Origin of the sequence: Streptococcus sanguinis (genome assembly GCF_050223295.1) — a bacterium.
Classification (GTDB): Bacteria; Bacillota; Bacilli; order Lactobacillales; family Streptococcaceae; genus Streptococcus; species Streptococcus sanguinis_X.
The window spans coordinates 2,109,034-2,124,002 of sequence record NZ_CP071424.1 but is presented as its reverse complement, the minus strand read 5'-3'; the positions used below and the strand labels follow the sequence as shown (position 1 = coordinate 2,124,002).

Sequence of the window (14,969 nt, the reverse complement as noted above, 5' to 3'; positions counted from 1 at the left end):
TAAATAGTAGAACTTTTCTCATTTTTCGATTTTGTCTTGTATTAGTTCTAGTTTTTATTTATAATCATTATAAATAAAAAGAAAGAGAAAATTTAAATAGTGGAAGAACATAAAATTGATACGAACTTTAGTGGTCGGCTGAATATATTGCGGGCAGGGGTTTTAGGAGCTAATGACGGCATTATTTCCATAGCAGGTGTGGTTATTGGGGTGGCTAGTGCGACGGACGATGTCTGGATTATCTTTCTGTCTGGTTTAGCGGCAGTCTTTGCGGGTGCCTTTTCTATGGCTGGAGGAGAGTATGTTTCTGTTTCTACTCAAAAGGATACAGAGGAAGCTGCTGTTGCCAGAGAGCGGGAGCTTTTAGAGAAAAATCCAGATATTGCTAGGCAGTCTCTCTATGCTGCCTATGTTCAAAATGGCGAGTGTGAGACTTCTGCCCAGCTCATGACTAATCGGGCTTTTCTCCAGGATCCGTTGGAGGCTTTGGTACAGGAAAAATATGGAATCGAGATTGAGGAGTTCACTAATCCCTGGCATGCTGCCGTATCAAGCTTTTTAGCCTTTGCTGTTGGTGCGCTTTTTCCTATGATTACGATTATCCTGCTTCCAGCTACTATCCGTATCTGGGCAACAGTTCTAATCGTGGCCTTGGCCCTCTTGGGAACAGGCTATACCAGCGCTAGATTAGGCAAAGCACCGCTCAAAAATGCTATGATTCGCAACCTAGTCATCGGACTTCTAACCATGGCAGTCACTTATGCAGTAGGGCAAGCCTTTGCAATTTAGATAGTAGAAAAAGTTGAAGTCAGTAGTTTTACTGGTTTTTTGTATTATCGAATCTAGAGAAAACTCCAGCTTTAACTATTGTCTGAATGAGTTTAGCGGCCTTTTTCCTATTCTCTAATTCCAAAGTTCGAGAGAAAGAAGTGTGTGGCGCTTCTTTTTTGTGAAAATTTTCCTTATATCAAGAAAACTTTTGGAAAATATGATATAATAGTTGCGTATAAAATATGAAAAGGAGTTTTTGTAACATGGCAAAACTTACTGTTAAAGACGTTGATTTGAAAGGTAAAAAAGTCCTCGTTCGGGTAGACTTTAACGTACCATTGAAAGACGGAGTGATTACGAATGACAACCGTATCACTGCTGCACTTCCAACTATTAAATACATCATTGAGCAAGGCGGTCGCGCAATTCTCTTCTCTCACCTTGGACGTGTCAAAGAAGAAGCGGACAAAGAAGGTAAATCACTTGCACCAGTAGCTGCAGACTTGGCTGCTAAACTGGGTCAAGATGTTGTTTTCCCAGGTGTTACTCGTGGTGCTGAATTGGAAGCAGCTATTAATGCTCTTGAAGATGGACAAGTTCTTTTGGTCGAAAACACTCGTTTTGAAGATGTTGACGGCAAGAAAGAATCTAAAAACGATCCTGAACTTGGTAAATACTGGGCATCTCTTGGAGATGGTATCTTTGTAAATGATGCATTTGGTACAGCTCACCGTGCACACGCATCTAACGTCGGTATCTCTGCAAACGTTGAAAAAGCTGTTGCTGGCTTCCTTCTTGAAAATGAAATTGCCTACATCCAAGAAGCAGTTGAAACTCCAGAACGTCCATTCGTAGCTATTCTTGGTGGTTCAAAAGTATCTGACAAGATCGGTGTTATCGAAAACTTGCTTGAAAAAGCTGATAAAGTCCTTATCGGTGGTGGTATGACTTACACATTCTACAAAGCACAAGGTATCGAAATCGGTAACTCACTTGTAGAAGAAGATAAATTGGATGTTGCGAAAGCTCTTCTTGAAAAAGCAAACGGAAAATTGATCTTGCCAGTTGACTCTAAAGAAGCAAACGCATTTGCTGACTACACTGAAGTGAAAGACACTGAAGGTGAAGCAGTGGATCCAGGCTTCCTTGGTTTGGATATCGGTCCTAAATCTATCGCTAAATTTGATGAAGCCTTGACTGGTGCGAAAACTGTTGTCTGGAATGGCCCTATGGGTGTATTTGAAAACCCAGACTTCCAAGCTGGCACAATCGGTGTTATGGACGCTATCGTGAAGCAACCTGGCGTAAAATCAATCATCGGTGGTGGTGACTCAGCTGCCGCAGCCATCAACCTTGGCCGTGCAGACAAGTTCTCATGGATTTCTACTGGTGGTGGTGCATCAATGGAACTCCTTGAAGGTAAGGTATTACCAGGACTTGCAGCACTGACTGAGAAATAAGCAGTAAGCTTAGAAACTTTGATTTTGTAGATAACAAGTACAAAACTGTAATAAGGAAAGACTAGCGTAAGCTGGTCTTTTTCTTGTATTCTCATTGTCCAGCTGTAGGGAAAAGTCCTACAATAAAAAATACGTTTTTCCTTGGATGTCTAAATCTGCATAAAGGTAAATAAAACGAGCATAAAATGCTTGCAAAACTGAGAAAAACTTGTTAGGATTAAGATATATATATTTATTCTGATGCTTAAAGAGGGTCAAAATGAGAAAGAAACTTCTGATTGGTGGTTTCCATTACTTTTTGATTTTCTGAGGGCATTAGAAAACTGCAGACTGTAAAAGTTAGCAGAGGGAGGAGAAAAATGAAGAAAAAAGAAGTTTTTGGTTTTCGGAAAAACAAGGCTGTTAAAACTTTATGCGGTGCTGTTCTAGGTGCGGCTTTTTTAACGTCAACGATACAAGCAAGAGCAGATGAAGTAGTATCTGATACCAATGGTCCTGTCAATACTGAAATGGTGGGCACTGGAAATGCAGCGACCAATCTACCTCAAGCTCAAGGACCAGCCAGTCAGGCATCTAAAGAGAGTCAGGCGCGAGAAGGTCAGGCAGATGGCGGTGTGACAGTGACTGTTCCAACAGCTGGTTTAGATGAAAGCGTTAAAAAGGCTCAAGAAGCTGGACTGACAGTGGTCAAAGACCCAGCTGTTGACAAAGGAGTCGCTCAGACTGCTCAAGAAACTGCAGACAAAAAAGCGGAGATTGCAGCAGATTATGAAGCGCAAGTAACCGAGATTGACGCCAAGGTCAAGGAGTACAAAGAAAAAGTATCAACCTACGAGGCGGAAGTAGCTCGGATTACAGCAGAAAACAAAGCGATAACGGAGCAATACGCTAAAGATTTGGCTGCTCATCAAGCAGAAGTAGCTCGGATCACAGCAGAAAATGCTCAGTTGAAAGCAGATTATGAAGCTGCCCTAAGTAAATACAAAACAGATTTAGCAACGATTCAAAAGACCAACGCAGATAATGCGGCTGCTTACCAAGCTGCAAAAGCGGCCTATGATGCAGAATTAGCCCGTGTTCAAAAACTGAATGCAGAAACAAAGGCTAATTATGATACGGCTCTGGCGGCTTATGCTAGTGAGCTGGACCGTGTTCAAAAGGCGAATGCGGCAGCTAAGGCCCGGTATGAAAAAGCTTTGGCTGACACTGAAGCTGCTAATGCTAAGATTGCTGCTGATAATGAAGCTATTAAACAGAGGAATGCGGCTGCAAAAGCGGCCTACGAGGCAGCACTTGCCCAATATCAAACAGATTTAGCAACTGTCCGAAAAACCAATGCTGATAATGAAGCGGCATATCAAGCGGCTCAGGCGAATTATCAGGCAGAATTGGCTCGTATCCAAAAGGAAAATCAAGATAAAAAAGTTCAATATGAAGCAGATTTAGCAGCTTATGAAGCTAAAAAGACTCAAATTGAAGCTGAAAATGCAGCAGCTCAAAAAGAATATGAGCAAAAGCTAGCAGAGAATCAAGCTAAGAATGCCACTATAGCAGCTGAAAATGAAGAAATCAAGAAGCGTAATGCTCAAGCCCAAGCAAACTATCAAGCTCAGTTGGCCCAGTATAATGCTGATTTGGCTGTCTATAACACAAAATTAGCCAAGTATCAGCAAGATAAGGCTAAATATGATGCTGAACAGGCCAAGATTAAGGCTGGTCTGGCTCTCGCAGAAACAAAGAAGACTGAAGACGGGCATTTGAGCCGTCCAATTGCGCAAAGTCTGGTTTTCAAATCAGAACCTAATGCTGATCTGTCACTGACTACAAATGGTGAGTTCGTCAGCTATGCTGGCATGGAAGCCGCTGTAAAGAACACTGCAGAGTTTTCTAAGAAACTCTTCCAGTTGGACAACTTCAAAGTAACAGATATTCAAAATGCTAACTATCAGACCAATCAGCAGGAAAGCTTTGGTACGGTTGGTAAGTATGCAGACTATAGTTCTAACGTAACAAGTGGTAAAGGGCCAACTGAATGGTCTTCTGTCTTGTTGCGTCGCGGTGAGTCTGCTACAGCAACCTATACAAATCTCCAGGGGACTTATTATCGAGGGAAAAAAGTTTCTAAAATTGTCTATACTTATACCCTTGATCCAAGCTCTCAATTCCGCAATGATAAGGCCTGGTTAGGTATTTTTAAAGACCCGACAATGGGAGTTTTTGCTTCAGCTTATACAGGAAATTTTGAAGATGCAACCTCTCTCTTTGTGAAGACGGAATTTGTCTTTTATGATGATAAAGGCCAACCTATTAATTTTGATCAGGCTTTGATGTCCGTGGCTTCCCTCAACCGTGAAGCTAATTCTATCGAAATGGCCAAAGATTATACCGGAACTTTCAACAAGATTTCGGGTTCATCTATTGGTGAAAAGAACGGTCAAATCTATGCGACCGAGTCTGAAAACTTCCGAGAAGGAGAGGGCGGTTCTCGTTTTACAATGTATACACGCCGCGGTGTGCCTGGCTGGGATACTACAGATGCTCCGAATTCATGGTATGGAGCAGGGGCGGTAGAAATTTCTGGCACTACCAACAGCATGACGATTGGAACAATTTCGTCTTCTGAAGTGTTAGGCCAGCCAGCAGCAACTGATCCACGTAGGGCTGACAAGTTAGCCCCTAAGAAACCAAATATTTGGTTTGCGATTAATGGTGATATCCGAGCGACTGATCTGCCAGTCATCACAGTAGAAGAACCGGAGGCTCCAGTAGCCCCTACAGCTCCTGCAGTGCCAAGTGAAGAAGCGCTTAAGCCTTTGGATCCAGCTTCAACTGCACCAACACCGAAGGCTCTTCCAACACCTCCGGCAGCACCGACTTATGAAAAAGATCCGACGCCACCGACGCGTACACCAGATACACCGGAGCCTAACAAGCCGGTAGAACCAACTTATAGCCCGCTGCCAACCTTACCAGCAGAGCCTGTTTATCAAAAAGGGCCAGCAGCACCAGTAGCTCCGACTGTGCATTATCATTATCATCTCTTGCAATCTCAACCGCAGATTCATAAAGAGATTCAAAATGACCAAGGCACCAATATTGATAAGACTCTGGTGGCTAAGCAGTCCGTTGTTCAGTTTGCTCTAAAGACAGAAGCTCTTCCAGCTAGACGCAGTGAGACGACTTCCTTTGTCATTGCTGATCCATTACCAAGTGGCTATGAAGTTGACTTAGAAGCAACAAAAGTTGCTAGCGTAGGTTTTGATGTTAGTTATGATAATGCTAATCACACAGTGACATTCAAAGCAACTGCAGCAACACTCGCTATTTATAATGCTGATTTGACGACTGAGGTTGTCACGCTCTTCCCTACTGTAATTGGCCGAGTACTAAATGATGGCGCGACATATACTAATAATTTTACTCTGACAATCAATGATGCCTATGGTGTTCGCTCAAACCTAGTACGCGTGACTACGCCAGGCAAGCCTGATGATTCAGACAATCCTAGCAATAATTACATCAAGCCAACCAAGGTCAATAAAAACAAGGCAGGCTTGGTGATTGATGGCAAGGAAGTCTTGGCTGGTTCGACCAATTACTACGAGCTGACTTGGGATTTGGATCAGTATAAGGGTGACAAATCATCTAAGAGCACGATTCAAAAAGGTTTCTACTATGTAGATGACTATCCGGAAGAAGCACTTGAACTTCGTCCGGAATTAGTCAAGCTAGTAGATGCAGATGGCAAGGCTGTGGCAGGTGTGACAGTGACCCACTACGAGAGTCTTGAAAAAGCCCCTGCAGCAGTTCGAGAGCTCCTTCAAAAGGCGAATATCACTGTTAAAGGTTCTTTCCAACTCTTTGCAGCAGACGATGCCCAAGCCTTTTATGACCAATATGTCGTAACAGGTAAGTCTTTGACCATAACAAGCCCTATGGCAGTCAAAGAAGGAATGGGTCGCACAGGCGGTAAATTCGAGAACCGAGCTTATCAAATTGACTTTGGAAATGGTTATGCGACAGACGTAGTCGTCAACAATGTTCCTAAAATCAGTCCTGAAAAAGATATTACATTGAGTCTTGATCCAACAAGTGCAGAAAACTTGGATGGCAAGGAACTGACTTTGGGACGGCATTTTAACTATCGTCTCATCGGAGGCTTGATCCCTGCTAACCACTCCGAAGATTTGACAGACTATAGCTTTGTGGATGATTATGATCAACGAGGCGATGAGTACACAGGTGCTTACAAAACCTTTGCCAAAGTAGACATCACGCTCAAAGATGGTAAGGTGATAAAGGCTGGTACAGACTTGACTGAGTATACAGCTGCGAATGTTGATCTTGAGAAAGGTTTGATTTCTATTCGTTTCAAGGAAGAATTCTTAGAGACTATTTCTCTGGATTCAGCTTTTCAGACTGAAACCTATCTACAGATGAAGCGGATTGCTGCGGGTACTTTTGAAAATACCTACATCAATACGGTCAATCATGTAGTCTATGCTTCAAATACGGTTACAACAGTCACTCCTAAGGCACAGCATCTGCTTGTTTCAGATGTAAACGATCCAAGAAGAGCCAATCAAACTCCAGCAGCTAAAAAGATTCCAGCTTCTCTTCTGCCAGAAACGGGAGCAAAAGATACAGTCTATCTGCCATATCTAAGTTTAGCAGCCATTATCGGTGCTTTAGGTCTAGGAAAATTGAAAGGTAAAGAAGATTGATAATGGATGAGGCTAGGGAATCCCTAGCCTTTTTATCTTTAAGAATACTGCAAAATCTCATGTAGCAAAAGTCTAAATCATTTGTAACATGACAAAAACATAACTCTAAAAAAACTGACATGTAAATGAGGTATGATTTTTTTATCATCAAATTTTACGGAGAAACACATTTATGAAAAAAACATTTGCTAAAGCGACTCTTGGTTTAACTTCTACAGCTTTTTTGGCGACAATCGGCGCTCAAGCTGTTCATGCAGATTCTTATGTTGTCCAGCAAGGGGACTCTTTTTTTGCCATTGCTAGTGCCAATGGAATGAATCCTTACGAACTTGCTGCCAATAATGGAAAGACAATTTTTGATACGATTAACCCAGGAGATGTGTTGCAAGTAAATGGCACTGCTTTGGCTCAGACATACAATCCTTACAGCGCTCCAGCTTATGAAGCGACAAGTGATGCTGCTTTGGTATCTGATACTGAAGATGTTGTCTTAAATACGCCAACTGACTATGGCAATTCTTACCCAATCGGCCAATGTACTTGGGGTGTGAAAGAAATGGCGCCTTGGGCAAGTAACTGGTGGGGCAATGCTAATACTTGGGCAATCAATGCTGGTGCTCAGGGTTATGCAACAGGAAATATCCCAGTACCAGGCGCTATTGCAGTTTGGGATGGTGGCGAATACGGACATGTTGCTTATGTGACAGATGTGCAAAGCGACAGCTCAATTCAAGTTCTAGAAGCGAACTATAATCGCCAAAAGCAAATTAACAACTATCGTGGCTACTTTAACCCAAATGAATTTATGGGTGGAGTTACTTACATTTATCCAAACTAAAGATAATAAAAATGCGGCTGGGACAGATAATGTCTCAGTTTTTAAATAGTCGATAGCTCTTGATGCGGTAGCTGATAGGGCTTTTTCTTTGTGTGGGAAAAGTCCTGAGCCGAAAGAGTTTTTTTGAGCCGAAATATGTTAAAATGAAGAGAGGGAGGATTTCCTGGAAGGAGACTAATGAGTTATTTCAATAAGTACAAGTTTGATAAATCGAAATTTCGTCTGGGCATGCGTACCTTTAAGACCGGTCTGGCTGTATTCATCATCCTTCTGCTCTTTGGCCTTTTTGGTTGGAAAGGGCTGCAAATCGGTGCTTTGACGGCAGTCTTTAGTCTTCGTGAGGATTTTGATAAGAGTGTCCACTTCGGGACATCGCGAATCTTAGGAAACAGCATCGGTGGTTTTTACGCTCTGCTCTTTTTCATTGTCAATAGTGTCTCTAAGGAGCAGTATTGGGTCACACTCCTTTTAGTGCCGGTCTGCACCATGCTGACAATCATGACCAATGTCGCTATGAACAACAAGGCGGGAGTCATTGGCGGAGTATCTGCCATGCTGATTATTACCCTGTCCATTCGGCCGGAAGATACCATTTTGTATGTCTTTGCCAGAATCTTTGAAACCTTCATGGGAGTCTTTGTTGCAATTCTGGTAAATTCTGATATAGATCGGCTTCGAACCATTTTTGAAAAGAAAAAATAAATCCGTGTAAGAAAATCTAACATTATTTCTTGACATAAGATTGATTTCAGCCTATAATAGTGCGTAGAGAGGAATTTGAATGAAGGAAAAAGAGTTTCGCCGAAACATGGCAGTCTTTCCAATCGGCAGTGTTATGAAACTGACGGACCTATCTGCCCGTCAGATCCGTTATTATGAAGACCAGCATCTGATTACCCCAGCTCGAAATGAGGGCAACCGTCGGATGTATTCTTTGAATGATATGGACCGTCTTTTAGAAATTAAAGATTATATTTCGGAAGGTTATAATATCGCTGCAATTAAGAGGAAATATGCTGAGCGTGAAGCCAAGTCCCGCAAGACCATTAGTGAAAAAGATGTCCGCCGTGCCCTGCATCATGACATCTTGCAGCAAGGCCGTTTTGCTTCTTCTCTGCCAACCTTTGGTCAGATGCGTCGACCATAGCTATTTTGTTTGAATGACAAGGAGAAATTTAATGTCTATTACAGCAGCTGATATCCGTCGCGAAGTAAAAGAGAAAAATGTTACCTTTATTCGTCTTATGTTCTCTGATATTTTAGGAACTATGAAGAATGTAGAAATTCCTGCCACGGATGAACAGCTTGACAAAGTCTTATCCAATAAAGCCATGTTTGATGGTTCTTCCATCGAAGGTTTTGTCCGTATCAATGAATCAGATATGTATCTCTATCCTGATCTGGATACTTGGACGGTCTTTCCTTGGGGAGATGAAAACGGCAGTGTGGCGGGTCTGATTTGTGATGTTTACACGACAGATCATGTACCGTTTCTAGGGGATCCTCGCAGCAACCTCAAGCGCGCCCTCAAGCATATGGAAGAGCTAGGATTCAAGTCCTTTAACCTCGGACCAGAGCCAGAGTTCTTCCTCTTTAAGCTGGATGAAAATGGGGATCCGACGCTGGAAGTCAATGACAAGGGTGGCTATTTTGACTTGGCGCCGACAGACTTGGCAGACAATACCCGTCGGGAAATCGTCAATGTCCTGACCAAGATGGGTTTTGAAGTAGAAGCTAGCCACCATGAGGTCGCAGTCGGCCAGCACGAGATTGACTTTAAGTATGATGAAGTGCTTCGGGCTTGTGATAAGATTCAGATTTTTAAGCTGGTTGTGAAAACTATTGCTCGTAAGCACGGCCTTTATGCGACCTTTATGGCTAAGCCGAAGTTTGGCATTGCGGGATCTGGTATGCACTGTAACATGTCCCTCTTTGATCAAGATGGCAATAATGCCTTCTTCGATCCAGAAGATCCAAAAGGTATGCAGCTGTCAGAAACAGCCTACCATTTCTTGGGTGGTTTGATTAACCATGCTTATAACTATACAGCTATCATGAATCCAACGGTTAACTCGTACAAACGTCTGGTTCCTGGCTATGAAGCGCCAGTTTATATCGCTTGGGCAGGACGCAATCGCTCGCCATTGGTGCGTGTGCCAGCTTCTCGTGGTATGGGTACTCGCTTGGAGTTGCGCTCCGTTGACCCGATGGCCAATCCATATATTGCTATGGCTGTTCTCTTGGAAGTTGGACTGCACGGTGTTGAAAATAAAATCGAAGCTCCAGCCCCAATCGAAGAGAATATCTATATCATGACTCCAGAGGAGCGTAAGGAAGCAGGAATTACAGACCTGCCATCAACTCTTCACAATGCCTTGAAGGCCTTGACAGAAGACGAAGTTGTGAAAGCAGCACTTGGCGAGCATATCTATACAAGCTTCTTAGAAGCTAAGCGTATCGAGTGGGCTAGCTATGCAACATTTGTCTCTCAATGGGAAGTGGATAATTATCTAGATTTATACTAAACTTAGAGCAGGAGGATTGGCATATCCCCTGCTTTTTCGTGGAGGAGGAGAAAAATGGAAGAATTTCATGATTTTATAAAGCAGGTTTTTGATGAGCAATATGAGGCTTGTTTTAGTTCAGGTATGCTTGAAAAACTTGAACCTCAAGATTATTATCTAAGGCGGGAGGAGGGTGGCCGGTTGATTGCCTTGCTCCATGCCCAACAGGTGCTGGAAAACATTCATATCAAGGCTTTGGTGGTGGATAAAGAACATCAGAAAAAAGGTTTGGGAGCCAGTCTGCTGGCAGAATTAGAAGAAAAGGCTGCAGAAGCTGGAGTAACTAGTATTACCTTGTCCACTAAATCTTATCAAGCCAAGGATTTTTACATCAAGCAAGGCTATGAAATCTATGCCAGTCTAACAGATGTCCCGCAAAAGGGCATTACCAAGTATCATTTTATCAAGCGATTGAGCTGAGCTAGTCTCAATAGATGGAAGTCAATTTGGCTTCTGTTTTTTATGCTATAATAATAGCAATGACTGTTAAAAGGAATAGGAAATGAAAAGGCAGAAAACAATAGGCATAGCTTTAGTAAGTCTAGGAATTATCGGTGGAGCTTTTTTCCTTGGAAATCAGGAGAGCTTAAATAAAATTATAACCAAAAAGCCAGACTTGCAAACGATAAAAGAAAAGCAGTTGGATGAATTGAAAAAGCATGAGGAAGAAATTAAAGATTTTATCAAGTCACAAAATCCTAAGATTGAATCTGTTCAGGTGGATTGGAACCAGACAAACTGGGAAGAAGTAGGCAATGGTACTCCATGGGGAGGAGGAGAAGTGATAAGAATTTTTGGAGGATTTAACCATATTGAAGACTCGAGTTGGAGTGTTTTGGTTGATGTAAAAGATGGGAAAGTGGATATCAATTCTATCATGCAAGGTAGTCCATTACGAGCAGGAGGAGAGATTTTTGAGTGAGAGCAGTTCAAATCATCGGATAATTTCTATACAGATTTCACACATCTTTTTATGTAATTTGGTGTTATAATATGTAACTTCTATTGTCTAGGAGGAAGAAAATGAAGAAACATAAAATCATTTGGTTGGCATTAATTGCTCTTGTTATTGGAGTAGGAAGGCTATATATGTTAAGTCAGAGTAATTTGTTTTCAGATGGCAAAGCTAATTTGCAATCCATAAAAGAGAAACAGCTAGATTATTTAAAGTCACAAGAGGAAGAGATTAAAAAATTTGTGAAGTCACAAAATCCGAAAATTGAATCAGTGGAGATCAATTGGGAGGAAACGAATTGGGAAGAAATTGGCAACGGAACACCACGGGGCGCTGGAGAAATTGTTAATGTATATGGGAGATTCAATCATATTGAAGATTCTTCTTGGAATGTCACCTTTTTAGTAAAAGATAATGAGGTAGTTCCAAATTCAATGTCTTTAGCAAATGATTTATATGTAGGAGGTAGGATTTTTGAGTAATAGTAATTTAAAAACCTTTGATAATTTTATGTAGATTTGGCAGATTCCTCTAAGTAATCATGAATTACAGCATATGTAGCTTCTAAAGGTTAGGAGGAGTAAATGAAAAAACATTTTACAATAATAGCGATAATTGTGGCCGTAATAACCATCGGAGCAAGCATCTATATAATCAATAAGGATGATAGTTTTAACAAAGCTTTCGATGGCAAAGCAGATTTGCGAACCACGAAAGAAAAGCAGCTGGATTATTTGAAGAAGTACCAAGATGAAATAAAGAATTTTATCAAGTCACAAAAACCGAAAATTGAATCAGTGGAAATTGATTGGGAAGAAACGCAATGGAATCAAGTTGGAAATGGCACTCCCCAAGGCGGGGGAGATGTTATTGATGTTTATGGAAGGTTCAATAATATTGAAAATTCTGGTTGGCATGTCATGATAGATGTACCTGAGGGAGAATTCAATATAGGTGCCATGACATTGGTAAATTATTTAAGTGTTAATGGCGATGAATTTGAGTGATTCTTTCTTTCATTCGAGTAAGCAATTAGATATTTTATTTAAAGAAGGAAGACTTATCTCTATTGATTTGGAAATGGCGACTCATATGATTTCAAGTGCCTTGAATGAGTTGTCTCTTTTTCTAGCTGAGAAAGAGGAAGAAGCAGAAGTCAGAGGAATAGTGAGAAGTCTGTTAAGAGGAATTAAAAATCATGGCGAAAAAGGTTAAAGATTATTATGATTTGGTTTATGCGGAAGATTTGAGCCGTCGCTTGCAAGAAGCTACAGATAAATTTGATGCTCAGCATTTTATGTCTCTAGTTGAAAGCGAATTAGAGGCTTTGGAATTTACTCAGCGTCAAGAGTTGCTGGCAAAGAGTATCAAAGAATGCTTGCCGCTTTCTTATGCTGATTCTCTGAAGGTTTTTGAGCAGATACTTGGTCCGGAGTTAGAGGGCGACTTGGGGATGTTCTCAGAAGGGTACTGGTTGTGGCCGATTGGCAAATACGTAGAACTTTACGGAAGTCAGGAATTCGAGCTGAGTGCAGCCTTCAGCAAGGAATTAACCAAGCGATTTACTGGAGAATTTTCCATGCGGCCCTTGCTGGCTAATTATCCTAAAGCTACGATGGATTTACTGCTAGAGTGGAGCCAAGATGAGAATATGCGCGTCCGCAGATTAGCCAGCGAGTGTATGCGTATCCGACTGCCCTGGGCTAAGAAGCAGACTGTGGTCTTAGATTATTTTGATGAATTTACCGCTATTTTAAAGAATCTAAAGGATGATGCGGATAAATCAATCCAAAAAAGTGTCGCTAATAATCTGAATGATTTATATAAAGAAGCTCCTGAAAAGTTTGAGTGTATTATTCAAGCTTGGCAAGAGGAAAAGCTGAGTCCGAGCTGCACTTGGATTATCAAGCATGCCTCTCGAACAAAAAATAAAGCAGAAAAATAAGCCTTGCTAAATCTAGCAAAGCTTATTTTTTAGTTATCTTCGTCTGGTGTAAGCACCATCGGAATAATAATAGGTTCGCGCTCGGTACTTTCGTAGAGGAAAGGACGCAAGGCGTTGACGATAGCGCCGCTGACAGATTGGACGCTGGCATCTTTATTCTTGAGTGCAATGCGAATAGCATTGAAGAGGATGCGCTGGCTTTGGCGAATGAGGTCACCTGATTCGCGCATGTAGATAAAGCCGCGGCTGAGAATATCTGGACCGGCTAAAATCATCTTGGACTCAAAGTCAACCGTCGCAACAGCCAGAACCACACCGTCCTCTGACAGGTCTTTACGGTCGCGCAGGACTGCAGCTCCGATTTCACCAATGCGGTTCCCATCAACATAAATATCCTGAGCGTTGAAGCTGCCGGCAATACGAGCTGAGTCAGCTGTCAGAGCCAGCACATCACCATTGCTCATGATGAAGATATTGTCTTTTGGTACTCCAGTATCAACGGCTAGACCTGCATGGACTTTTTGCATACGGTATTCACCATGGACTGGCATGAAATATTTAGGCTTGATCAAGCGAAGCATGAGTTTCTGCTCTTGCTGGCCACCGTGTCCAGAGGTGTGGATGTTGTTAATCTTACCGTGAATCACTTCTACACCAGCCTCGGAAATGATGTTAATCAACTTGTTAACGCTGGTCGTATTACCAGGGATAGGACTGGATGAGAAGATGACTGTATCTCCAGGCTGCAGCTGAACCTGACGGTGGGTACCATTAGCAATCCGAGAAAGTGCTGCCATCGGCTCACCCTGACTTCCGGTACACATAATCAGCACTTCGCCAGCTGGATAGTCCTTGAGTTCATTTGGCTCGATGAAGGTATCTTTAGGAACCTTGATATAGCCCAGCTCAATCCCATTGACAATAGCCTTTTCCATGGAGCGGCCAAAGACCGCAATCTTACGACCGGTCTTAACAGCAGCATCTGCTGCCTGCTGGAGCCGGAAGATGTTTGAAGCAAAGGAGGCGAAAATAATCCGTCCGTGGATGCCTTCGATAATCTTCATGATAGACTGCCCGACCACTTTTTCGGAATTGGTAAAGGTCGGAACTTCAGCATTGGTCGAGTCAGATAGGAGACAGAGAACGCCTTCTTCGCCCAGAGCGGCCATACGGTGCAGGTCGGCCGGCTCTCCGACTGGTGTAAAGTCAAACTTGAAGTCACCGGTACAGACAATCTTACCCTGCGGCGTATGGATGACAATTCCCAAAGGCTCTGGAATAGAGTGGGTTGTCCGGAAGAAAGTAGCTTTCAGATGCTTGAACTGCAGTTCTGTGTTTTGATTGATTTCATAGAGCTTGGCATCGCGCAATAGACCATGCTCTTCTAGCTTGCCGCGAATGAGGGCCAGCGCTAGAGGACCAGCATAGATAGGAACATTGGCTTGCTTGAGCAGGAAAGGAATACCGCCGATATGGTCCTCGTGCCCGTGGGTGATGAGGACAGCTTTTACGCGGTCAATATTTTCTACGATATAAGAATAGTCGGGAATGACATAGTCGATTCCTAGCAGGTCGTCTTCTGGGAACTTGATACCGGCATCCACAATGATGATTTCATTTTGGTATTCAATCCCGTAGGTGTTTTTACCGATTTCGCCTAACCCACCAATCGCAAAAACGCCAACTTCTTTGGGTTTTAAGGTATATGCCAT

Annotated in this window: 13 protein-coding genes and 1 pseudogene; 13 read left to right on the top strand and 1 reads right to left on the bottom strand. The window is 42.3% G+C overall.

All coding sequences use genetic code 11. The annotated features are described in order from the left end of the window. Positions 1-99: 99 nt before the first annotated feature. The 13 genes and pseudogenes from J1C77_RS10430 (at position 100) to J1C77_RS10370 (ending at position 13,257) form a co-directional block, all read left to right on the top strand. Positions 100-789, top strand: a complete 690-nt coding sequence (locus J1C77_RS10430; RefSeq protein WP_002923108.1) for a VIT1/CCC1 transporter family protein — start codon at positions 100-102, stop codon at positions 787-789. 245 nt (positions 790-1,034) lie between these two features. Then, complete coding sequence (locus J1C77_RS10425; RefSeq protein ID WP_002910741.1) at positions 1,035-2,231, top strand: phosphoglycerate kinase; 1,197 nt, start codon at positions 1,035-1,037, stop codon at positions 2,229-2,231. Positions 2,232-2,545: 314 nt separating this feature from the next. Then, positions 2,546-6,955, top strand: a complete 4,410-nt coding sequence (locus J1C77_RS10420) for an antigen I/II family LPXTG-anchored adhesin (RefSeq protein WP_042763140.1) — start codon at positions 2,546-2,548, stop codon at positions 6,953-6,955. Positions 6,956-7,127: 172 nt separating this feature from the next. Further along, positions 7,128-7,793: a COG3942 and LysM peptidoglycan-binding domain-containing protein gene (locus tag J1C77_RS10415; protein ID WP_002923112.1), complete on the top strand. Its 666-nt coding sequence runs from the start codon at positions 7,128-7,130 to the stop codon at positions 7,791-7,793. Between the two features lie 177 nt (positions 7,794-7,970). Next, on the top strand, positions 7,971-8,495 hold the full coding sequence (locus J1C77_RS10410) for an FUSC family protein (protein ID WP_002923113.1): 525 nt from the start codon (positions 7,971-7,973) through the stop codon (positions 8,493-8,495). Positions 8,496-8,574: 79 nt separating this feature from the next. Next, positions 8,575-8,940, top strand: coding sequence for a MerR family transcriptional regulator (locus J1C77_RS10405; RefSeq protein WP_002923114.1), 366 nt, complete (start codon positions 8,575-8,577; stop codon positions 8,938-8,940). A 31-nt stretch (positions 8,941-8,971) separates the two neighbouring features. After that, entirely contained in the window at positions 8,972-10,318 is a 1,347-nt protein-coding gene (gene glnA / locus J1C77_RS10400) for a type I glutamate--ammonia ligase (protein WP_002896640.1), read from the top strand. A gap of 54 nt (positions 10,319-10,372) precedes the next feature. After that, entirely contained in the window at positions 10,373-10,777 is a 405-nt protein-coding gene (locus tag J1C77_RS10395) for a GNAT family N-acetyltransferase (protein ID WP_002923115.1), read from the top strand. Between the two features lie 82 nt (positions 10,778-10,859). Next, the gene (locus J1C77_RS10390) at positions 10,860-11,279 is read left to right on the top strand and encodes a hypothetical protein (RefSeq protein WP_002923116.1); all 420 of its coding nucleotides are present in this window, start codon (positions 10,860-10,862) and stop codon (positions 11,277-11,279) included. Between the two features lie 101 nt (positions 11,280-11,380). Then, positions 11,381-11,794, top strand: coding sequence for a hypothetical protein (locus tag J1C77_RS10385; protein ID WP_002923119.1), 414 nt, complete (start codon positions 11,381-11,383; stop codon positions 11,792-11,794). A 102-nt stretch (positions 11,795-11,896) separates the two neighbouring features. After that, entirely contained in the window at positions 11,897-12,319 is a 423-nt protein-coding gene (locus tag J1C77_RS10380) for a hypothetical protein (protein ID WP_002923121.1), read from the top strand. Continuing rightward, positions 12,315-12,527, top strand: a pseudogene (locus J1C77_RS10375) (TetR/AcrR family transcriptional regulator); the annotation flags it as partial. The gene J1C77_RS10380 and the pseudogene J1C77_RS10375, both read left to right, overlap by 5 nt. Next, the gene (locus J1C77_RS10370; RefSeq protein ID WP_002923124.1) at positions 12,511-13,257 is read left to right on the top strand and encodes a DNA alkylation repair protein; all 747 of its coding nucleotides are present in this window, start codon (positions 12,511-12,513) and stop codon (positions 13,255-13,257) included. The pseudogene J1C77_RS10375 and the gene J1C77_RS10370, both read left to right, overlap by 17 nt. A gap of 29 nt (positions 13,258-13,286) precedes the next feature. Here J1C77_RS10370 and rnjA read toward each other — a convergent pair whose 3' ends face one another. Then, the gene (rnjA, locus tag J1C77_RS10365; protein ID WP_002898451.1) at positions 13,287-14,969 is read right to left on the bottom strand and encodes a ribonuclease J1; all 1,683 of its coding nucleotides are present in this window, start codon (positions 14,967-14,969) and stop codon (positions 13,287-13,289) included.

Bases quoted from the DNA above. Each gene is read 5' to 3' on its own strand.
- J1C77_RS10410 (WP_002923113.1), top strand. From the start codon at position 7,971: ATGAGTTATTTCAATAAGTACAAGTTTGATAAATCGAAATTTCGTCTG.
- J1C77_RS10390 (WP_002923116.1), top strand. From the start codon at position 10,860: ATGAAAAGGCAGAAAACAATAGGCATAGCTTTAGTAAGTCTAGGAATT.
- J1C77_RS10415 (WP_002923112.1), top strand. From the start codon at position 7,128: ATGAAAAAAACATTTGCTAAAGCGACTCTTGGTTTAACTTCTACAGCT.
- J1C77_RS10370 (WP_002923124.1), top strand. From the start codon at position 12,511: ATGGCGAAAAAGGTTAAAGATTATTATGATTTGGTTTATGCGGAAGAT.
- J1C77_RS10395 (WP_002923115.1), top strand. From the start codon at position 10,373: ATGGAAGAATTTCATGATTTTATAAAGCAGGTTTTTGATGAGCAATAT.
- J1C77_RS10380 (WP_002923121.1), top strand. From the start codon at position 11,897: ATGAAAAAACATTTTACAATAATAGCGATAATTGTGGCCGTAATAACC.
- glnA (WP_002896640.1), top strand. From the start codon at position 8,972: ATGTCTATTACAGCAGCTGATATCCGTCGCGAAGTAAAAGAGAAAAAT.
- J1C77_RS10405 (WP_002923114.1), top strand. From the start codon at position 8,575: ATGAAGGAAAAAGAGTTTCGCCGAAACATGGCAGTCTTTCCAATCGGC.
- rnjA (WP_002898451.1), bottom strand. From the start codon at position 14,969: ATGGCATATACCTTAAAACCCAAAGAAGTTGGCGTTTTTGCGATTGGT.
- J1C77_RS10425 (WP_002910741.1), top strand. From the start codon at position 1,035: ATGGCAAAACTTACTGTTAAAGACGTTGATTTGAAAGGTAAAAAAGTC.
- J1C77_RS10385 (WP_002923119.1), top strand. From the start codon at position 11,381: ATGAAGAAACATAAAATCATTTGGTTGGCATTAATTGCTCTTGTTATT.